At 38.6% G+C, this 21,606-nt stretch carries 19 protein-coding genes; 13 read left to right on the forward strand and 6 right to left on the reverse strand.

Annotated elements, in window-relative coordinates:
- From CXF89_RS11675 to CXF89_RS11700, 6 genes are all read left to right on the forward strand, one after another.
- A partial coding sequence (locus CXF89_RS11675) for an energy transducer TonB (RefSeq protein ID WP_145990814.1) occupies window positions 1–521 on the forward strand: 521 nt, incomplete at its 5' end.
- 45 nt (window positions 522–566) lie between these two features.
- Window positions 567–1,895 carry a tetratricopeptide repeat protein gene (locus CXF89_RS11680; RefSeq protein ID WP_121954671.1) on the forward strand — a complete coding sequence of 443 codons (1,329 nt, stop codon included), beginning with the start codon at window positions 567–569 and terminating at the stop codon, window positions 1,893–1,895.
- Window positions 1,896–2,179: 284 nt separating this feature from the next.
- Window positions 2,180–6,268, forward strand: coding sequence for a hypothetical protein (locus CXF89_RS11685; protein ID WP_121954672.1), 4,089 nt, complete (start codon window positions 2,180–2,182; stop codon window positions 6,266–6,268).
- Between the two features lie 64 nt (window positions 6,269–6,332).
- Window positions 6,333–9,035: a TonB-dependent receptor domain-containing protein gene (locus CXF89_RS11690; RefSeq protein ID WP_121954673.1), complete on the forward strand. Its 2,703-nt coding sequence runs from the start codon at window positions 6,333–6,335 to the stop codon at window positions 9,033–9,035.
- Between the two features lie 221 nt (window positions 9,036–9,256).
- The gene (asd, locus tag CXF89_RS11695; protein ID WP_121954674.1) at window positions 9,257–10,396 is read left to right on the forward strand and encodes an aspartate-semialdehyde dehydrogenase; all 1,140 of its coding nucleotides are present in this window, start codon (window positions 9,257–9,259) and stop codon (window positions 10,394–10,396) included.
- 338 nt (window positions 10,397–10,734) lie between these two features.
- A complete protein-coding gene (locus CXF89_RS11700; RefSeq protein WP_257983207.1) occupies window positions 10,735–12,624 on the forward strand; it encodes a putative bifunctional diguanylate cyclase/phosphodiesterase in 1,890 nt (629 codons plus the stop codon).
- A 233-nt stretch (window positions 12,625–12,857) separates the two neighbouring features.
- On the opposite strand, the gene CXF89_RS11705 is transcribed toward CXF89_RS11700, so the two are convergent.
- Entirely contained in the window at window positions 12,858–14,021 is a 1,164-nt protein-coding gene (locus CXF89_RS11705; protein WP_121954676.1) for a GGDEF domain-containing protein, read from the reverse strand.
- 282 nt (window positions 14,022–14,303) lie between these two features.
- Window positions 14,304–14,435 (reverse strand): hypothetical protein, encoded by a 132-nt coding sequence (locus CXF89_RS21405; RefSeq protein WP_257983208.1) that lies wholly within the window; start codon window positions 14,433–14,435, stop codon window positions 14,304–14,306.
- A gap of 73 nt (window positions 14,436–14,508) precedes the next feature.
- On the opposite strand from CXF89_RS21405, the gene CXF89_RS11710 reads away from it, so the two are divergent.
- Window positions 14,509–15,633: a DUF748 domain-containing protein gene (locus tag CXF89_RS11710; protein WP_121954677.1), complete on the forward strand. Its 1,125-nt coding sequence runs from the start codon at window positions 14,509–14,511 to the stop codon at window positions 15,631–15,633.
- Window positions 15,634–15,720: 87 nt separating this feature from the next.
- Here CXF89_RS11710 and CXF89_RS11715 read toward each other — a convergent pair whose 3' ends face one another.
- On the reverse strand, window positions 15,721–16,530 hold the full coding sequence (locus CXF89_RS11715) for an ion transporter (protein ID WP_007583228.1): 810 nt from the start codon (window positions 16,528–16,530) through the stop codon (window positions 15,721–15,723).
- Window positions 16,531–16,630: 100 nt separating this feature from the next.
- Between CXF89_RS11715 and CXF89_RS11720 the strand changes: the two genes are divergently transcribed.
- The 5 genes from CXF89_RS11720 (at window position 16,631) to CXF89_RS11740 (ending at window position 18,828) form a co-directional block, all read left to right on the forward strand.
- Window positions 16,631–16,843, forward strand: a complete 213-nt coding sequence (locus CXF89_RS11720) for a hypothetical protein (protein WP_121954678.1) — start codon at window positions 16,631–16,633, stop codon at window positions 16,841–16,843.
- 15 nt (window positions 16,844–16,858) lie between these two features.
- On the forward strand, window positions 16,859–17,140 hold the full coding sequence (locus tag CXF89_RS11725; RefSeq protein WP_007583225.1) for a hypothetical protein: 282 nt from the start codon (window positions 16,859–16,861) through the stop codon (window positions 17,138–17,140).
- A gap of 68 nt (window positions 17,141–17,208) precedes the next feature.
- Window positions 17,209–17,400 (forward strand): YwbE family protein, encoded by a 192-nt coding sequence (locus CXF89_RS11730; protein ID WP_007583223.1) that lies wholly within the window; start codon window positions 17,209–17,211, stop codon window positions 17,398–17,400.
- Window positions 17,400–17,918: a DUF4240 domain-containing protein gene (locus CXF89_RS11735; RefSeq protein ID WP_007583221.1), complete on the forward strand. Its 519-nt coding sequence runs from the start codon at window positions 17,400–17,402 to the stop codon at window positions 17,916–17,918. The genes CXF89_RS11730 and CXF89_RS11735 overlap by 1 nt, the downstream gene beginning before the upstream one ends.
- A 448-nt stretch (window positions 17,919–18,366) precedes the next feature.
- Window positions 18,367–18,828, forward strand: coding sequence for a hypothetical protein (locus CXF89_RS11740; protein ID WP_010552920.1), 462 nt, complete (start codon window positions 18,367–18,369; stop codon window positions 18,826–18,828).
- Window positions 18,829–18,848: 20 nt separating this feature from the next.
- On the opposite strand, the gene CXF89_RS11745 is transcribed toward CXF89_RS11740, so the two are convergent.
- The 3 genes from CXF89_RS11745 to CXF89_RS11755 form a co-directional block, all read right to left on the reverse strand.
- On the reverse strand, window positions 18,849–20,108 hold the full coding sequence (locus CXF89_RS11745) for a Y-family DNA polymerase (RefSeq protein ID WP_121954679.1): 1,260 nt from the start codon (window positions 20,106–20,108) through the stop codon (window positions 18,849–18,851).
- Window positions 20,096–20,509 carry a S24 family peptidase gene (locus tag CXF89_RS11750; protein ID WP_076924667.1) on the reverse strand — a complete coding sequence of 138 codons (414 nt, stop codon included), beginning with the start codon at window positions 20,507–20,509 and terminating at the stop codon, window positions 20,096–20,098. The genes CXF89_RS11745 and CXF89_RS11750 overlap by 13 nt, the downstream gene beginning before the upstream one ends.
- A gap of 81 nt (window positions 20,510–20,590) precedes the next feature.
- Window positions 20,591–21,010, reverse strand: a complete 420-nt coding sequence (locus CXF89_RS11755) for a MarR family winged helix-turn-helix transcriptional regulator (protein WP_007583213.1) — start codon at window positions 21,008–21,010, stop codon at window positions 20,591–20,593.
- A gap of 292 nt (window positions 21,011–21,302) precedes the next feature.
- Between CXF89_RS11755 and CXF89_RS11760 the strand changes: the two genes are divergently transcribed.
- The coding region (locus CXF89_RS11760) for a siderophore-interacting protein (protein WP_145990815.1) at window positions 21,303–21,606 on the forward strand (304 nt) is incomplete at its 3' end.

The following is a 21,606-nucleotide window of genomic DNA, read 5'->3' on the forward strand; positions in this document are numbered from 1 at the left end:
AAGGTGTAATGAGTGAACCCGCCAAGGGTAATGTTCTTGATTTTGTAAGGCTTAAAAAAGAAGAAAGCGTGCAAAAAAAAGAACGCAAACCACAAAAACCACCAACGCCTAAAGAGCCACCTCCGCCAATGGAATCGCCGCAAATGCAAAATAGCGACGCGACTGCGAACGCTAATAACTTCGACTTTGGCGCTAATGTGGATGCAGATGTAAATTTAGCCGGTGGTTTAGCGCTTGAAACAAGTGATGGTGAGTATTTACCTATTGTTAAAGTGGCGCCTGTTTATCCTCGTCGCGCATTATCACGTGGCATTGAAGGCTACGTTATTGTTGAATTTACAGTAACTAAGCAAGGTACGGTGCGAGACCCACAAGTAATTAAAGCAGAGCCTGAGTCTCTCTTTGATAGAGCGGCGATGGATGCAGCCCTTAAATTTAAATATAAACCGCGCGTAGTAAATGGTGAAGCCGTTGAAGTTGCGGGTGTTCAGAACAAAATATCTTTCCAAATTAGCGGTTAATTTAGTAATTAACCACGAGTAAACGGACAGAAATGCGAGGCGATTATGAAATTACTACCTACAGCTAAATTTTTAAAATTAACACTATTTTGTACTGCTGCAATAAGTACAAGTATTGTTGCACCAAGTGCCCTAAGCCTAATACCAGGGTTAAATGTAGCTACAGCATATGCAGAGCAAGAGCAAAAAACAAAACGTGTCCCAGCGCTACGTGAAAAGGTTTATAGTCAACTGGCTCGTGCCCAAAAGCTTGCTGATGATGGCGATGTAAAAGGCGGACTTGAAGCGCTCGATAGCATTAAAGAACGAGCCTCGAGCATGAATTCGTACGAAGTTGCAATGATGCATAATTTTTATGGATTTATTTATTACAACGAAAACGATTTACCCAAAGCGATAGCTTCGTTTGAAAAAGTCGTAGCAGAGGAGGCCATTCCCGAGTCGCTTCGTTTAAGCACCACGTTTAGTTTGGCGCAACTAGCTATGGCTAATAGTGATTACACTAAAGTTATCGCATTTTTAGATGACTGGGACAGTATTAACACTAAGCCTAAAACAGAAGGCTATTACTTGTTAAGGGCTCAAACATACTATCAGTTAAAGGATTATAAAAAAGGGCTTGAGTATATCTCCCAAGTTATCTCCTTAAGTGATAGCGAAGGTAAAATTCCTAAGGAAAACTGGTTAGTACTTCAGCGTGCAATGTATTACTCGCTTAATCAAGCTGACAAAGTAGTTGAAGTACTTGAGCGTATGGTTAAGCTTTATAACAAACCTGAGTACTGGGTACAGTTATCGGGTATGTATGGCGAAACTGGGCAAGAAAAAAAGCAGCTAGCCATTATTGAAGCAGCTTACCAGCAAGGTTTTTTAACGTCTAAATCTGATCTACGCCAATTAGCGCAAGTGTATTTATATAACGGTTTGGCTTACAAAGCAGGCGTTGTAATGAGTAAAGCGATTAAAGAAGGTGTCGCAGAGCAGAACGCTAAAAACTATGCCTTTATAGCTGAGGCGATGATCCAAGCAAAAGAAGACGAAAAATCAATAGAATACTTTGTAAAAGCAGCTGATTTATCATCCAGTGGTAAGTATGACCAACGCTTAGCTGAAGTTTACGTTAACACTGAGCAATACGAGGAAGCGGCCGATGCAGCGCGTAAAGCGCTCGATAAAGGCTCACTTGATTTTGAATCAAATGCATTTGTTGCCTTGGGTATGGCTCAGTACAACTTACAAAATTTTGATGCATCAATTTTAGCGTTTGAACAGGCAGAAAAACATAAAAAATCGCAGCGTTTAGCACAACAATGGATTAAATATGTAAAGCGCGAGAAAGTGCATGCAGAAACATTAAGAACGGCACTGCTTTAAGCTTTAGTAATAACGTTTAAATATAATTTCATGATCGCAAATCCAAACCACACTATTTTTAGTGTGGTTTTTTTATGTTTTTAATAAATTAACTACTTGAATTTTATGTAAATAACTTTGTCATCTTATGTTTATTAAAGTGTAACTGTAATGTCATATAGCTACCGTAAGGTAGGCGCTGCTGATAACTCAAGTGACCTTAAAGCATTACTTAATGTTTTAAGGTGACTTGAGTTTATTTAAAGCACTTAACAAAATAATTAAATACTTTAACGGAGTGAACAATGAAATTATCTGACTTATTTAAAGTTAGTTTGATTGCAACTGCAATATCATTAGCGGGTTGTGGTGGTGACTTAGTTGTATCTGAAGGCGACACAACAATAAATGAAGGCGACACAGTTACTAATGTTGTTGAAGGTGGCAGTGATACAGTAGATGAAACATCATCGCGTGATGATTCTCAAAATGGAACTACGGGTTTTCCTGCTGATATCGACAATGCACTTGCTCAAGGCTTAGCAACGGATGTCTCAAGTGAATTTCCAGCAATAACAGATAAACCAGTGTATCGCTTAAGTGCTGATACAACATTGATTGCTGATGTTTCATTAACTAATGATGCACATTGGATTGTGAGTGGTCGTACTGCTGTGGGTAATGACCGCGCAGATAGTACAACGCTTTATATTCAGCAAGGTACAACGATTATTGGTGAGTCAGGTGATGACTTTTTAGTTGTGCGTCGAGGTTCACAAATTGAATCAGTAGGCACTGCAAGCCAGCCAATTACGATGACATCAATTCAAGATGTTACGGGTAGCGAGACAGCAATTGGCCAATGGGGTGGTTTGGTATTACTTGGTAATGCACCTGCAAATTCATGTGGAGACCAACAAGGTGAAGCAACAGCAGACGAACTTGCTAACTGTGGTGTGTCAGCTGAAGGTGATGCAGGTCAGTTCGGTGGAAATATCAGTGATGATAATTCAGGTACTCTAAAATATGTACTTGTTAAGCAAGCAGGTAAAACGCTTGGTAATGGTGATGAGTTAAATGGTATTACATTTGCCGGTGTTGGCTCTGCAACTACAGTTGATTATATCCAGGTTCATGAAAACCTGGATGACGGTATCGAGTTTTTTGGTGGTACGGTTAATGTAAGTAATGTAGTGCTGACTAACATTGGTGATGATTCACTAGATTGGTCTTTTGGTTGGACGGGTTCGGCTACTAATGTTTACATTCAACAAGCCGCTAACGTAGGCGATAACGCTATTGAAGCGGATAACTCTGAGTTTGATTCAAGCGCCACGCCATTAACACTGCCTACTATTTCTAACGTAACAATCGTCGGTGCAGAAGGTAATAATGGTATTCGTCTACGCGCTGGTACTGCGGGCGCTCTTAAAAATGTATTTGTAACGGGTCCTGCTACTTACGAAAACTGTTTACGTGTAGGGTCTGATTCAGTTCCTCGCGCTGAAGATGGCACACTAACGATTGTAAACTCTATTGTGGCGTGTCAAACAACGGCAAATAATTTTGGTAGTGAAGTAATTAACGGTGGCGATGTACAATCTTGGTTTGAAGGACAAGATGGTAACCAAGTACTTACGCCGGCAGAGCTTATGCTTGCTGATGACGGTTACACGCCACTTGCTGGTTCACCGCTTATCGCAAATGGTCAAATTGGTGCTTTTGATGGATCAACTAACTGGATGGAAGGTTGGACTGTCGGTATTAATGGCGGCTTCCCTACTGATATTGATAACGCGCTTGCACAAGGCTTAGCATCAGATGTTTCTAGTGAATTTCCATCAATTACAGATAAACCAGTATACCGTTTAACTGAAGATACAACGTTCACAGCAGATGTAACGCTTACTAACGATGCACATTGGATTTTAAATGGTCGTACTGCAGTTGGTAATGACCGTGCAGATGCAACTATATTATATGTTCAAGCGGGTACAACGCTAATTGGTGAAACAGGTGATGACTTTTTAGTTGTACGTCGTGGTTCACAAATTAATGCCAATGGTAATGCAACTGCGCCAATCACTATGACATCTATTCAAGATGTAACAGGTGCTGAAACAACGATTGGTCAATGGGGCGGCTTAGTATTATTAGGTAATGCACCTGCTAACTCGTGTGGCGATCAAACCGGTGAAACGACAGCTGAAGAATTAGCTAACTGTGGTGTATCAGCCGAAGGTGACGCTGGTCAGTTTGGTGGTGATATTAGCGATGATAACTCAGGTATTCTTCGTTATATTGTTGTTAAACATGCAGGTAAAACGCTGGGTAATGGCGATGAACTTAACGGTATCTCATTTGCAGGTGTTGGTTCACAAACGAAAGTTGAATACATTCAAATTCACCAAAACCTAGATGATGGTGTTGAGTTTTTTGGTGGCACAGTTAATGTTCGTAACATTGTACTAACTGATATTGGCGACGATGCATTCGATTGGTCATTTGGTTGGTCGGGTCGTGCACAAAATATCTATATTCAACAAAGTTCAGTTGAGGGTGATAACGCAATAGAAGCTGATAACTCAGAATTCGATTCAAATGCGACACCATTGACTAAACCGCTTATTTCTAACGTAACAATTGTTGGTGCTGATGGTACTAACGGTGTTCGTTTACGTGCAGGTACTGCAGGTGTGCTACGAAATGTTGTTATAACGGGCCCTGAAGGTTACTCAAACTGTTTACGTGTAGGCTCAGACTCTGCTGCTAATGCAGAATCGGGTGAGTTGTCTATCGAAAATTCAGCAGTTGCATGTAGTGAAGATAATAACTTTGGTTCACAAGCAATTGGTAGTGGTAATGTGCAGTCTTGGTTTGAAGGTCAAACGGGCAACTTAACGCTTACGGCTTCAGCACTTAATTTAGCGACAGACGGCTTTACACCAAAATCGGGTTCACCTTTATTAGGTGCTGGTGGGGATTCATCAGAGCTTGACTCGTTCTTTACCAAAACAGATTACATCGGCGCATTCGATGGCGATAATAATTGGATGGATGGTTGGACAGTTGCTATTACACCAAGCTTTCCTGACGATATTGCTAATGCATTAGCACAAGGACTTGCAACTGATGTTTCTGCTAGCTTCCCTACAATTACAGATAAACCTGTATATCAATTAACCTCTGATGTTGTATTTACATCTGATGTAACACTGACTAACGATGCGCATTGGATTTTAAAAGGACGTACAGCCGTTGGTAATGACCGCGCTGACAACACAACACTTTATGTTCAGTTTGGTACAACGTTAATTGGTGAGTCGGGTGATGACTTCTTAGTTGTTCGCCGTGGTTCTAAAATTGAAGCGGTAGGCAGTGTAAATCAACCAATTACTATGACGTCAATCCAAGATATGACGGGCGGCGAAACTACGATTGGTCAATGGGGCGGTTTAGTATTATTGGGTAATGCACCTGCTAACTCATGTGGCGACCAAGAAGGCGAAGCTACCGCAGATGAACTTGCAAACTGTGGCGTGTCTGCTGAAGGTGACGCAGGCCAGTTCGGTGGTAATGACCCTGAGGATAATTCAGGTACGCTAAAGTATGTTGCAGTTAAACAAGCGGGTAAAACGCTCGGTAATGGCGATGAACTTAACGGTATTACACTTGCGGGTGTTGGTCGTCAGACTGAACTAGATTACATTCACGTTCATGAAAATCTAGACGATGGTGTTGAATTTTTTGGTGGTACTGCAAATATTAGTCACCTTGTTTTAACAAGCATAGGTGATGATTCACTTGATTGGTCATTCGGTTGGACGGGTAAAGCGCAATATGTACTGATTAAACAATCAGACTCTGAGGGCGACAATGCAATTGAAGCTGATAACTCTGAGTTTGATTCAAGTGCAACGCCACTAACAATGCCAACTATCTCTAATGTAACAATTATTGGTAATGTGGGTGTAAATGGTATCCGCTTACGTGCAGGTACTGCGGGTATGCTTAAAAACGTAGTTGTGACAGGCGGGGCAGATTATTCAAATTGTTTACGAGTAGGCTCTGATTCAGCGCCGCGAGCAGAGGACGGTACATTAACTGTTACTCACTCAATTGTTGCGTGTGAAACCGCTAACAACTTTGGTACGCAAGCAATTGGTACAGGTAATGTTGAATCTTGGTTCTTAGGACAAACAGGCAATTCAGTTCAAGTAGCCGCTGACCTTGGGCTTGCAGATAATGGCTATATGCCAACTGCTGAGTCGTTATTACTTGGTAATGGCTTTGATTCATCAAGCTTAGATAGTTACTTTGATTCTGTAGATTACATTGGTGCGATGGATGCACAAACAGACTGGACAGCAGGTTGGGTAAAAGTAGGCCTTTAACCCAAACCACATTATAGCCGAGCGAAAGCTCGGCTAATGTCTTGTTTTGTTTCGGAGTATAAAAATGAAATCTTTTAAACCCTCTACACTTGCTTTATCAAAGTTAAACTACGCTGTAATGGCTGCGTTACTTGGTTTATCAGTAAATACAGCCACGGCTGCTGAGCAGCAAGTAGAAGAGCAAGAAATAGAAGAAGTTGTTGCTGTAGGGCAACGATTAAAGGGCAGTGCGGGTGCTGTACTGCAAGAACGTCAAAACCAAGCGTTTGTTGCTGATATTATGGGTGCAGACCAAATATCACGTACTGGTGATGGCGATGCTGCCTCTGCACTTCGCCGTGTTACTGGTTTAACGTTAGTCGATGGCAAATTTATTTATGTGCGTGGTTTAGGTGAACGCTATTCTAGTACTCAGCTAAATAGCATGTATGTACCAAGTCCTGATCCTACTCGCTCAGTGGTTCCTTTGGATTTATTTCCATCTGAAATTATTGAAAGCTTGAGTGTACAGAAGTCATTTTCACCGGATATGCCAGCTCATTTTGGTGGTGGTAATGTAAATATTCGCACTAAATCAATTCCTTCTGACTTTTTATTAAAAGTACAAGTGGGTACATCGTACAATACTTCTAATAGCGATACCGGTTACTTTTACAGTGGCGGTGATGATGACTGGATGGGTCGAGATGATGGTTCGCGAGCATTATCGGATGTGTTTACTACTGCGCTTACCAGTGATGCTGGTCTTGAGGGCAATATAAACACTACGTTAGCTGAGCGTAAAAACCTGATTCAATCGCTTGATTGGGATGTAGGTATTTCAGAAAAGGATGTTGACCCTGCTATGAACTTCTCTATTGCCTTAGGTGATAGATTTGAAAGTGAGGTCGGTACTTTTGGTGTGCTTGCAGCCGTATCTTACGATAACGAGTGGGAAGTAGTTCAAGAGCAAAGCGGCTCAAGCCTTGGTAGCTTAGGCTGTGAAGACAAATGTTTTGCCCAGTATTACGATGGTACATCGACTGAGCAAAATGTACGTTGGAGCGGCACATTAAATTTAGGATATGAGTTAAATTCAAACCATAAGTTTGAGCTTACTAATATTGCACTTCATGACATGAGTGACCGCGTACGTAACCGCGATTACTTTGATGCAAATGAAACCGAAGAAGGTGTCACCGAATTACGCCGAGTAGATATTACGTACGAAGAGCGCGAAATGTTTTCGACTCAGCTTAAGGGGACGCACAACTTTCCAGAGCTAAATAATTTATTTTTTGATTGGTATGGCGGTTTAAGTCGAGCAAACCGTAATGCACCAGGTGGTTTAGATGTTGTTTATCAGCAAAACTTAGTTGATGGCGTGCTTGAATCTGAACAATTACAAGATGTAGCTGCAACAAATATCACCCGTGAGTATCAAGTATTACACGACGATGTTGAAACATTTGGTTGGAATATGGGTATGCCTTTTTATGGTGACGGCTATGAGCTTGAGTTAAAAATAGGCGGCGATTTTTCAGAGAAAAAACGTGATGCAAGTAATGTGAAGTTTGGCATTACGCACCGTGGTATAAGCGATGAGTACTCGTTCGGTTCTAACGTAAGCGATATTTTTGCGGATGAAAACACGGCGAATGACGCTTTTTATGCAAGTGTAACTGGCTCAGGTATTTTTGATGACGGCACCACTGATGGTGATAAGTACAGTGCAGCGCATAAATTAGATGCTTATTATTTTATGGCGGATTACTTCTATCAAAACACTTGGCGTTTTACTGGTGGCGTTCGATGGGAAGATTTTTCGCAAGTATCAGTCGGTTATGAAGCGCATACTAATTTCTTTGAAAATACGCTACAAGAAATCCAAGATGTAGCTATTAATGAAGATAACTTTTTTCCTTCTTTAGCTGTTACGTACATCATGGATGAAGAGATGCAATTTCGCTTAAATTTAAGTGAAACAACCATTCGCCCAGATCTACGTGATGTAAGCTCGTCTTTCTTTGTTGACCCGTTAACTGAGTTTTTGGTGAGAGGATCTCCTAGTTTACAAAGTTCTAATTTAAAAAATGTTGATTTTAGGTTTGAATGGTATATGCCATCAGGTAATAACCTTTCTGTTGCATTGTTTTATAAAGACATTGAAAACCCAATTGAAATGGTTGAGCTTGCGGGCGTAGGGGGAGCATCTCCACAGTTATTAACAGCTAATGCTCAGTCGGGTAAATTGTCGGGTATTGAAGTTGATTTTTTAACTGACTTTGGCTTTATAAATAAAGATTGGTCCTCAGCATTCTTGTCAGGCAACGTTACGCTATCTGACTCAAGTGTTAATTTGGGGATTAATGATTCAGACGGTGTTGACTCACTGTTTGAAACACAGCTCAAAGAAGCCCTTGAGGCCGATACGGTATCGAATATTGTAACTAACAATGAGCGTCGTTTAGTTGGTCATTCTGAGTGGGTTGCAAACTTACAAATGGGCTATGACTCGGATGATGGATTTCATTCAACTTCATTAATTTATAATGTGTTTGGTCCTCGTATAATTGTACCTGGTACACGTGGTAATGAAGATGCCGAAGAAAAGTCGTTTCACTCAGTTGATTTAGTTTATTCTTACTTCCCTAGCTTTAACTCTAAAGTTAATTTTAAGGTTAAGAATATGCTTGGCCAAGAAAAAGAAATTGAACAAGAAGGTCTTACCCTTTGGGGACAAGACACCGGCACTGAGTTTAGTTTAAGTTATAGCTATGAGTTTTAAGCTTTATTTAAAATAAAACTCAAGGAATGAAAGAATAAACTTCACTATCTATTAGCTCTGTATTTTTAATACAGAGCTTTTTTGCGTTTATGCTCAGTATGAAAAATATTTAAGTTCTGTTTTATTCGCTAGTTTTAGCTTTCAGCCAGTGTTAGTTTAGCGTTAATGAAAATTAAATCTCACGCAATGAATTTAATTTTTAATGTATTAAGGCATCTTTTATGAATCAAACAGTGGAACAAACAATGAAAAAAGTAGGATTAGTCGGTTGGCGTGGCATGGTTGGCTCTGTGTTATTAGAACGTATGCAGCAGCAAAGTGATTTTGCCCATATCGACACCACCTTTTTCACCACCTCACAAGCGGGGAAACTAGGCCCAGATATAGCAGGCGACGCAAAACCATTACTAGATGCAAGTGACATTAGCGAACTTGCTAAAATGGATATTATTGTTACTTGCCAAGGCGGTGACTACACCAATGCGGTATATCCAAAACTTCGAGAGTCGGGTTGGGATGGTTACTGGATTGATGCAGCTTCAGCGCTGCGTATGAGTGAGGACAGCATTATAGTGCTTGATCCCGTAAACAAAGATGTTATTGAACAAGGCTTAGAGCAAGGCGTTAAAACCTTTGTGGGCGGTAACTGTACTGTATCGCTGATGCTACTTGCATTAGGTGGTTTATTTGAGCAAGACCTAATTGAATGGGTAAGCCCAATGACTTACCAAGCGGCGTCGGGCGCTGGTGCACGAAATATGAAAGAGCTTATTGCACAAATGGGCGCTATTCATGCAAGTGTTGCAGATAAACTAGATAACCCAAGCTCTGCTATTTTAGAAATTGATAAAATAGTAAGTGAAACAATGGCGTCAAAAGACTTACCACAAGACCAATTTGGTGTGCCATTAGCGGGCAGTTTAATCCCGTGGATTGACGTACCTATGCCAAGCGGTCAGTCTAAAGAAGAATGGAAAGCGCAAGTTGAAGCGAACAAAATTTTAGGTTCTTCAAAGCAACCAGTGCCTATTGACGGTTTATGTGTACGTATTGGCGCTATGCGTTGTCATTCACAAGCGATGACCATTAAATTACGTGAAGATATTAGCGTAGAAAAAATTGAAGAAATTTTAGCGTCTCATAACGAGTGGGTTAAGGTTATTCCTAACGAGCGTGAAATTAGCGCAACAGATTTAACACCCGTTAAAGTAACAGGCACTTTAAGCATTCCTGTTGGCCGTATTCGTAAATTAGCGATGGGGCCAAAATACATCAGCGCATTTACAGTAGGCGATCAGCTTTTATGGGGCGCGGCAGAGCCACTTCGTCGTATGCTACGCATAATTGTTGATGGTGAGTAATACCAATTCGCAATAATACTTAATTAATTTGAGGGGTTAAATCTGACGCTAACTACGTTAAATATTTCTGATATAGAACAACTAAATAACGAAATTTTTGCCTTGTTATCGACACGATTTTCTTCCCTCAAAATAGATCACTTAATTAAGCGAATTGGTATAATATATAATCAGTATTAACAAAAGGGGTTGGCAATTTGCCAGCCCTTTTTAGTTTAATGGCTTATAAAACCGCTTAAGAGGCTAAAACAATACTTTTTTATGAATGTTCACTTTTGTTTATTATTGAACTTAAGTAAACTGTTTACATTGTGCAACAGCCTATTCAAGTAACATTAATGACCTCTCATACAAATAACTTTGCCAATAAGCGATTAGCATTTGTTAGCTCCTATTTTAGTTCTGCAATTGCTATAAACACGGTTGTTTCTTGTTTTCTTATTTTTAGCAGTATTAACCACAGCGCCTCGCAAGAAAAACTTTACTGGCTTTTTACGTTATCATTTATTTCATTACTTCGAATAGCCAGTCATGTATTTGTTAATAACACCCATGCTTTTAAATATCATCTGTATTTTATAGGTTTATTATTAACGGCTTTAACATGGGCCGCTTTCCCCATTTTGTTTTATGAAAATATGCAAATGCAGGAGAAGTTTGTATCACTCGTTGTTTTTAGCTCCCTTGCTGGTGGCGGTGTAAACGTTTTAGCTTCTGATATTCGTTCCTCCTTGTCGTATATAACCTGTTTACTGGTCCCTTTTAGTATTTTATTACTTTTACAGCCTATTGAAGATGAGAATGTACTAGGTATTTTAGGGCTCGTTTTATGGTTTATTTTGTGTTTTGTTACCGCTGTACGTTCTGCCAAAGATGTAAAGTCATCAATTAATAATGAACTTAAGTTAGATCAATTTATTGAAAACTTAGAAAACGAAGTGCAACTTCGTACCGAACAAATAATCCTTTTAGAGCAAAAAGATAATTTAACTAAATTGTTTAATAGAGGGAGCTTTGTTTCTAATGTCGAACTTGATTTAGCCAATCAAAATGATGATATTAAAGCCGTTTTATTTTTAGATATGGATGACTTTAAAATCATCAACGATAAATACGGTCACGATTTTGGTGACTTTGTGCTGGCCCAAACAGGTAAACGATTAGTTGAAACACAAACTCAGGGCGATTTTATTGCTTGTCGTTGGGGAGGGGATGAGTTTATTTTTTATTCTCGTAGTAACACCGAAGACGAACTTTTTGACTGTGTTTTTAGATTAGTTAAAACTTTAACGAAAACAGTGAGTATGGATAGCTATCAAGTAAACCCTTCTTTTAAGGTTGGGCTGTATTTTACGCGTGAAAACTTTAATCTTGAAGACGCGATTAAATACGCTGATGTTGCTATGTATGAAGGTAAGAAAAGCCGTAATGAAATATCAGTATTTGACGAGCGAATGCATGAATCGCTTAAAAGAGAAGAAGTACTTCGTAGCTCAATTAAAGAGTGCGTAGAAAAAGGTGACTTTCATCTGTGTTATCAACCTATTGTTGATATAAGTACAAATGAAATAACCACGTTTGAAGTACTACTTCGTTGGCAGTTTAATGATGAATTTATTCCCCCTTCAGAATTTATAGATATTGCAGAGCGATATGGAAAAATTAATATATTAGGTGAATTTGTACTAGAACAAGCTATCGCGAGTTTAAGTAAGTTAAACGCTGTGAATAGTAAGATTGGATTGTCGATTAATGTGTCGGTGTTGCAACTAGAAAACCATAATTTTTTAGATTTTTTAGTTGCTCTTCTAAATAGATATGCTGTTAAACCATACAATGTGCATTTAGAGATAACAGAAACAGTCATGATCAAAAATTTACCGTATTTGTCAAAAGTGATTACGGCCATAAAAAATACCGGTGTGCGTATCTCTATTGATGATTTTGGTACTGGGTTTTCTTCTATATCGGTTTTAAAAGAGCTGTCAGTTGATTACATTAAAATAGACAAATCTTATATTGATAACATTTGTGAATGCTCAAAAGATAAAAGTATTGTATCTGCGGTAACTAACATGTCGCATATGATTGGATGCCAGGTAATAGCTGAAGGCGTAGAAAATACAGCTCAGTTAACGTTATTACAAAGCTTACAAATTGATAAGTATCAAGGTTTTATATTCAGTAAACCAGTTAGATTTGCCGATGCGCTTAAACTTATTAGTTAGAGCGCTGACTTTTCAGGCACAAAGTTTGTTTTATCTAGGTTCGATTTAAGCGTGCCGTGTGCTTCTGGCTCGCTGCGAGCGGTAACTTCTTTTGTGTTATTCTATTAGCTTACATTCATATGAAAATAACTTAAAACGGAGCAATCCGCCTCGTTTTTTTAATGCTATTTGCCTAAAGATTCTGCCGAAAATTCAACCTAAAAAGATAGGTAGGCCTTAGTTATAATGAACTTTTATTGACTTAATTCGCTTATATGAACTACCTGATTACGCCCTCCATTTTTAGCATGATAGAGTGCTTTATCTGCCTCATTTATTGCGCTTTCAATTGCGGTTTTATTGCATTTAATATTTATTACGCCAAAACTTGCCGTAACATTAATTACTTTATCATTAAAATGAATCGGACTACTGGCGAGTGCGTTTCTTAGTTTTTCGGGGAATGCTTTAGCTGTAGGCTCGTCGTTACGTGCTATTAATAAGGTAAATTCTTCGCCACCAATTCGGCCAAACAAATCATCTGGATTTATGCAGTCTTGCATTATTTTCGCCGCTTCTACTAACACCACACCACCTCCTGCATGTCCAAACTCATCGTTTATTTTTTTAAATTTATCTATATCCCAATAAATTAAGCTTACGTACTTATAATTATTAAGTTTATCTTTTAGTTGCTCTTGGCTTTTATTATAAAACCCACGCCTATTTAAGCAGCCCGTAAGTACATCAGTCATTGCAAGATGGTTCATTTTTTCGGCTAAATCAGACGCCATTATGAATATCATAAATACGGCCATGCCGACATGAGCAGCAGGGACAGTCATAAAATTAATTAATGTATATAGCGCTATATATTCTTCATTCACTTGGCTGCCTTGCAGTAATGCTATGCTTGCTGCAACAAATAAAAGTAATCCACATAGCGAATAAGTAATACTAGCGCCTATTTCAGCAGGGAGTGATTTTTGCTTATGCCTGAAAATAATAACCGCACTTAGTATCAGTAAGATCACATCGTAATACACATACAACGACATAAATAAGCCAACATGCATATTTATGGCTGTAAAATAATAAACAGCAGCAAGAGTTACTATTGCCGAGATGATTAAATAGCGAATTTTTATACTCGAATTTACCCTAATGCAATGCCCCCATGTACCAAGTAGCACAGAGCCTACTGAGAAGCTGCTTCCTAACATCCAATATAGTGTGTGAGAGTCAAATAATGGTTCTGCTAATATTGTTGCCCATTGGCATGCAGAGAGTGCGAATGCGATTGTCCAAAGCATGGCATATTGCTTTTTACCTAACGTAAACCACGACATTAAAAATATGACAGACCAAATAACACTGGTTAAAAAGAGGGTAACTAATATATAAAAAACAGGGTTCATGTATTTTTATTCTTGTTTGCGTTAATTTTACTTTAGTAGATGAAAGCGGTTTATTCGAATCAATGCAGGTTATTAGTTGGCAAAACTATAAATAGATAAGCATGGCAATCATTTCATTAAGCGGTGTATTTGAATAGTGGTATATCCCTTGCTGTAGTGACTGTAGTTTAGAGTTTTAAGCTTATATGGCTTTGCTCTATTTGTAATTTTATACCTAACAGGTACTTAAGTTACAAATATTAGTAATTTTTACACGTTTATTTATGTACTTAATTAAAAAGTTTAACTAATTAGAGCCTGTTTATCTTTGAGGTTAAATGTGCAGCCGTACGTTTGGTTTTTAGGCAAGGTTGAGTCTATGTTGTGTGGTTGTTCTTCATAAGTAGGCGATAACGCAGCATAAATGCCAAACATACGTTGCCCTACATAGAACAGATTTTAATCCTTAAAGGTCAATAGGCCCTCGTTTTTAGCAAAGGAAATTAGAATGCATTTTTCATCTACAACATTTCACGCCAAATATTTTAAAGGTGTAATAGCGCTGATTGTATTGCTTATACTAACGCGAATAGCCGCGCCTTATGTCGTTCAGTATTACGTAAATTATCAGTTAAAGCATACGCAAGGTGTTACGGGACATATTGGTGATGTAGATTTGTTTTTATATCGCGGTGCCTACGCAATTGACGACGTTGAAATTTACGCTGTTGATGCAACTTCAGCCCCTAAGCCTTTACTGAGTATTCAAACTCTCGATTTTTCACTTGCGTGGTCAGCCCTTTTAAAGGGCAATTTAGTAACAAACATGGCCTTTACGCGTCCTGAAATAGTTATTTACGATAAAGACCCCAATGCCTCTGAGCAAAATAAACAAGTAAAAGACGAAACTACCTGGGTAGGGCTCGCCAATAATTTAGTACTGTTCTCTATTGATACCTTAACAATTGAGCAAGGCAAATTAACTTTAGTTAACTCAACTAATAGTGGTGAAAAACCCACTTTTATATCAAATATTAACGCTCGAATTGAAAATATAACCAACGCGCAAAACCTATCAAAAACACTAGTGACTACTCTAAGCGTAGAAGGTGCATTAATGGGGGAGGCCGGATTAAAGCTTGATGGCAAATTAGATCCCTTTAGCAAACAAGCCAATTTTGATTTTAACGCAGAGGTACAGCGTTTCTCTGTTAAAAACCTCGATACTGTATTTAAGGTATACACGCCTTTTGATATTGAAGCGGGTGGCATTGATGGCGCTATGGAACTTGTAGCTAAAGACAATAACTTAAATGGTTATGTAAAAGCGGGCGTTCAAAACTTGAGTGTGTTCTCGTGGCGCGAAGATATAGAAAAAGATGACGACGGCATATTTACGGCCATATTTGAAGGCAGTGTTGATTTACTGGGCTCTATACTCGAAAACGATGAGTCAAAACTTGTTGCTGCACGTATTCCTATAGAGGGACAACTAGATAATACGGATGTTTCGACTTTTCAAGCTGTGATTTCGGTATTAGAAAACGCATTTTTTGATGCGTTTAAAATGAAAGTAGATAACGTTATTTCTTTTGAAGATACGGATGAAAAACCTGATAACGAGGAAAATTAAAGCTCTTTGGTAATTCTATTTCAATTAGATCTTTAAATTGCACCCACTTTTTAAACTTTAAGTGGGTGCTTTAGTACTCTTATCAGATTAGTTTTTGCGGTTACTCAATAGCTCTTTAAGCTCAGCAATTTGGGATTGTAGTTCGTTTACTTGCCCTTGCGTTGCAGGTAATGAGCTGTCGTCTGCGAGCTCTTCTCGCGCTTTGCGGTGCTCCTCACTCATAACTTCTAAAATGGCACCTACCATCATATTTAAAAATACAAATGCGGTTAAAAATATAAACGTAAGGTAATAAATCCAGCTTAATTCGTACACCGCCATTGTTTCGTACATTATGTCGGTCCAATCTTCAAACGTCGCCACCCTAAACAAGGTAAGCATTGAGATTGAGACGTCTTGCCAAAGTACGGGGTTTATTTCCGCAAACATCATGCTGCCCATTGCAGCGTATATATAAAAAATAACAAACATTAATAGGGCTATATAACCCATTTGCGGAATGGCTTTAAGCAATGAGTTAACCAATAAGCGCAGCTCTGGGATCATCGATACCAATCGCAGTACTCTAAATATGCGCAGTAAACGAGCAATTAACATAGTAGAACCAGCAGCAGGATATAAACTGCCCAATACTATGATGGTGTCGAATATATTCCATCCTTTAGAAAAAAAGTGTTTTATGCCTTTACTTGCAATAAAGCGGATTACTAGCTCAATTAAAAAGAATGCGGTAATGCCAACGTCCATCCAATTTAGAGCAAGCTCTACGGTAGGATGTAGTGAGTAAGTGTGCGCACCGACTGTCAGGGCAGAAACAATAATTACAGCTATAACAAATGATTGAAATATCTTGCTTTTGTCTATACGCTGAAACAACTTTTGTAACTGCGACATCATAGAAATAGATCCTTTGGAGATTAAGATTTTATGGCGCTAATATACAATAATATTGTAATAATTTAACGCTTTTTCGATATAGAAAGTGTAAGGAAATTTAATGTTTATCAATAAACTAAAAAGTAGCGCATTACTTATTGTTGGATTATGTGTTTTAGCTGGTTGTAGCTCTGACGCGCGTTTTCATGAAGTTCAATCGGCGCGCCTCGATGAGTGTAACTATAAAGCCGACAAAGAATATTACGAATGCCTAGATAAACAAGACTCTAACTACGAAGAGTTTAAAAAACAGCAACAAGCCCAGACTAAATAAGTAACCTTTATATTTATGACTAAAACTCAAAAGCAGCGCGATAAGCACATTCGACTAGCACTTACTAATGCATGCGAGGCAATAAAAGAAAGCGTAATTGGTTTTGATTATCTAACGCATACCATTGATTTAAATAACGAGGCCAATACGTTAAAAGTACAGTGCTATTTTAATGATGATATAGCCCTTGAAAGTGCAAAACCGCAACTTAACGAATTAACAAATATAATACTCAAAGAGCTTACGAGTATTAAGTTGAACGCAAAACCAGCACATATTTCATTTTCCGCCAATTAACAGAGCTTTTGTTGGTTTGATAGCACATGGACGTTATAATTAGATAAATTATTTTTAGGGTTTAAATTATGGCTGTTCCTACGCGTTCGCAAATATCACCAGGTACCACAGTAAATATTGTATTAAAAGAAGATCAACGCAGCGGCACATTAACTGAGGGTGTTGTTGAGCGCCTTTTAACAAAATCACCAAATCACCCACACGGCATTAAAGTACGTTTAGAAGATGGTCAAGTTGGCCGAGTAAAAGAGATTTTATAATGGCAGCGTTAACAGAACAGGCTTTTTGGGAATTAGTAACAACGCCTGATTTAGGGCTCGATCCGCAAAGTGTGAGCGATAACCTAAAAACTAAACTTAATGATTTAAGCGATCAGCACCTTATTGATTTTGATAAGCATTTTGGCATACATATGCGCAAGTGTTTTACCTGGGATTTGTTTGGTGCCGCCTTTGTGATGGCCGGATGTAACGACGATTACGGCTTTAGCGAATTTAGATGTTGGTTAATTTCGCGCGGTAAAACAGTATTCGAAAACGCCTTAGAAAATGCTGATTCTATAGCGCAGTGTACACCTGTTTATTACTTAAACGAGCAGCCTTATCCGTACATTGATGAGTACGACTTAATAGCCGGTTTATTATTTGAAGAACGTAACGAAGACGAATTGCCGTTTATCCCATCTGGCAGTGATGAACCCAAAGGTAAACGTTTTAAAGACAAACCTAAGTTTTTAAAGCAAAGCTACCCTTTATTATTTGCAAAGTACTGGCAATAAAATAAATACCAATTCGTATAACTAGTTAAACAATCTAATGAGTTCAATTTACCCTTACAATTAAGCGCATTGGTATAAATCGTTTTGTTGTTTAAGTACGTATTAAATAAAGTGCTTAACAACAAAATGGTTCGTAATGAGTATCTAGGGCATGTTTACCTTTGGTGGTTGAATTTGTTCAATCCAAGAAGGATTTAATCGCGGCGCGAAATTTGTAAACTAGTGGGCTCGACAACTGCTCCTGGGTTATTCTAATGGCTTACATCCATGTAAGAATAAGTAAAAACCGAGCAAAGCTTCCGCGTCCTACTCACGCGCTCGCTCCTGTAATACGACTTCTCTCCTTTTATAGTAAATCTCTGTTATAGTTGTTAAAAGTTATAAAAGCTAAGTGATTAGGCATTTTGCTATTATTTAACACGCTGACTCACGAGGATACACCCACGAAATGAAATATTTAACACTCGCTTTATTAACTGTCGCTTTTACAAGTGCAAATGCTTTTTCTGAGCCGAGTAATAAAACACGATTTATACCGTTTTTAAAGTCAAAATTGGGGGCATACGAAGTTGTGTCGACCAATTCAGGGTTATGCGTTAATAGCGATTTGAGTTTGACAGACGAAAGTGATTTAAGTGCAGGTTTTAAACTTGGAGAACAAATTGTATTTGGATCGCTCCACAATGGTACTCGCACTATTAAAAAACCAAACTTTTGTTTTATAACCAGTACGCTTAAATATAAAAGTGATGGCCTTGAAAACGGTTTAAGAATGAGCCGTTGTGAAAACCCTGCAAACGAAAAAACAATCAGTCAAAGTATCAAATTCTTAGCTGATAACACACTAAAATACACATTAAGCGAACCTAGTGTAGAGTGCACATTTAAAAAAGCAGACGAGAGCAAATAAAGCATCTAGTAAGTAGTAAATCATTCGCAGTATATTTTAGGGATATCGCGCCAACGCGTAGTGTACTGCGGCGATAAAAAATCACGGTTCATGTGCCATCGGTCATTTAATTTACTGCTTGCAAGGCTGAGCATCCCTTTTCCGTATCGATTGTTAATTGTATCTAGGCATTGCATAAGCTTTGGATTATCAGGGCTCTTATTAAATAAGTCATTTTGCTGAAACTGTTCTGATATTAGCTCTACCGCGCCCACACCACACTTATAAAATCGGATCCCCGGTTGGTAAATATTATTAAATACCTCAGATACAGCATTAGCCATCACGCAGGTGTCGTTAGTGGGTGAGGGGAACTTATACACAAACGACTTTTTATAATATCTGTTTTCGTGCGCACCACTGGCTGCAAAAATATAAAGCTGGTGAGTAAGCGAGCGTTGCGCTCTTAGTTTATTAGCCACTGTGGTTACATGGTTAATTAGCGCTGTTTTAAGTGCTGTTGGCTCGCATATGCGCTCTCCAAAACTACGGGTCGAATAAATCTCCCGCTTGTCTTGTCGTACATCATCCCAGTTTAAACATGTTATCCCGTTAAGTTCGCTTACTGTACGTTCAACAACCACACTAAATGCACGGCGCATTGCTTTAGGGTTTTGCTGAGCAAGATCCCAAGCGGTGTGTATATTCATTATTTTAAGCTTTTTAGCTAGTCGCCGGCCTATTCCCCACACATCTTCGCAGCTCATTCTTTGTAAAATAGCTTGGCGAGTTTGCTCGCTATTTATTACAGCTACACCATTAAAACCACTGAGCTTTTTAGCGGCATGGTTAGCGGCTTTTGCTAAAGTAGGAGTCGGGCCAAAACCTACACCTACAGGAAGCTTTGTTTCGCGCCATACTGTTCGCCTTATTGTATGGCCGTATTCGTGCCAGTCTTTAATTAATGATGTGTAGCCATTAAAGTGCAAAAACGATTCATCAATACTGTATATGTGTTGTGTATCGCAAAAGCGGCCAATGGTATTCATCATCTTGTCGCTTAAATCAGCATAAAGCTCGTAATTGCTAGAGCGAATAATAACGTTGTTCTGCTCAAGTAAATGCTTAACTTTAAAGTATGGGCCAAATTTAGGAATATTTAAGTGCCGAGCAATAGGGCAAATAGCGCATACACAGCCATCGTTATTGGTAAGTACAACCACAGGTTTGGAGCGAATAGCAGGGTCGAATACTTTTTCGGCACTGGCATAAAATGACACAGCATCAACTAAGGCATACATTTTAGTAACTCTGGGCTTTGCCTGTGCATTCTTATTGATAGCGTTACTACGCCTTCGAGCTGAAACTCGTCTGCAGAGGTTAGTTGTACAGGCTTATGTAAAGAAGAAGCAGAAAGCAGCCGTCCATTGGTTTTATCAAGTAGTTTGCATACAAAAAGACCATTTAAGTTAGCAACAATAACGTCACCATTTTCTGCAGGCTCTGCACGGTCGATAACTAATAAGTCACCTTCAAAAATTCCGACTTCTTGCATAGAGTTACCCGATGCAATACCAATAAATGTAGCATCTGGATGCTTTATTAAAAGCTCATCAAGGGTTACACCTAGCTCGGTGTACTGCGCTGCGGGGGATTCAAAACCACACACGCCTGCTTCTATATAAATGGGAATAACAAACATAACACAACCTAAAACGCATATACTGTATAAGTGTACAGTATATGCGTTTTGTGTAAGTTATGCCAAGAAATGTATGGCTGATCAATCCATGTTTTTGATCATTTGTTGTGCGGTATCTAAAAAGTCTTTGATTTGTTGAGGGTTTAAGTTTTTACACATTTGATTATTTATTTTCTGCTCTGAGGCTAATAACTTATCAAAAAGAACTTTACCTTGCTCTGTGAGCGACAAAATAAAGCAGCGTTTATCGTGCTCACTCGCCTGTTTATTAATTAAATTTAAGCCAATAAGATCTTTAATTAAACGTGCTATTTGCGCTTTGTCGCGCTGTGTTTTAGTAACTATATCGTTAGCCGTACAGTTATTTACGTTCGCGATAATATGTATGCAGCGTACGTGCATAGCATTAATACCAAGTTCGCCTGCGTTAATTGCTTCACGAATTGTGACACGGTAATTTTGCATTAGTTCAAACAGCGTATTTGATAAAGGTGTATTCATAGAATTCTCAATATAGTTGACAAAGTCAATTAATTTGCTATAGTTGATTTTATCAACCAATGGGGCGTTGTGCAATACCTGCTTTTTATAGCAGCCAATTATTATACCAATCTGCTTATATATGGGGTCTATTTAACGAATTAAATTACGCTAGAACTAGGCTAAAACTTTTGTATCTAGTTGTTCTAAATAAAAATTTTTAACAACGTTATAGTGCAATTTAATTCGTTAAATTGATCAAAGATTTATGCAGGTGGTATTAAAGTCTAAGTTTTGTAAAACGAGGTAATACATGAGTAAACAAGTTCGCAAAGCCAACGTATTAAGTACACAGCAAATCACACCCCACCTACAGCGTATTGTTGTAGGCTCTGATGATTTTAAAGACTTAACCTCACAGTACATTGGTAACTATGTAAAAGTACTGTTCCCAAAAAATGGTGAAGTAGATTTTAACTTAAAAACAGCCTGTATACGGTCATATACAATAAGGCATGTAGATGCACAAACAGGGGCGCTAACGCTTGATTTTGTTATAAATATGCACCAAGGCCCTGCAACTGACTGGGCTAAAATTGCAAAAGTAGGCGACGAGC

The organism is Pseudoalteromonas sp. MelDa3, assembly GCF_002863625.1.
Taxonomy (GTDB): Bacteria; Pseudomonadota; Gammaproteobacteria; order Enterobacterales; family Alteromonadaceae; genus Pseudoalteromonas; species Pseudoalteromonas arctica.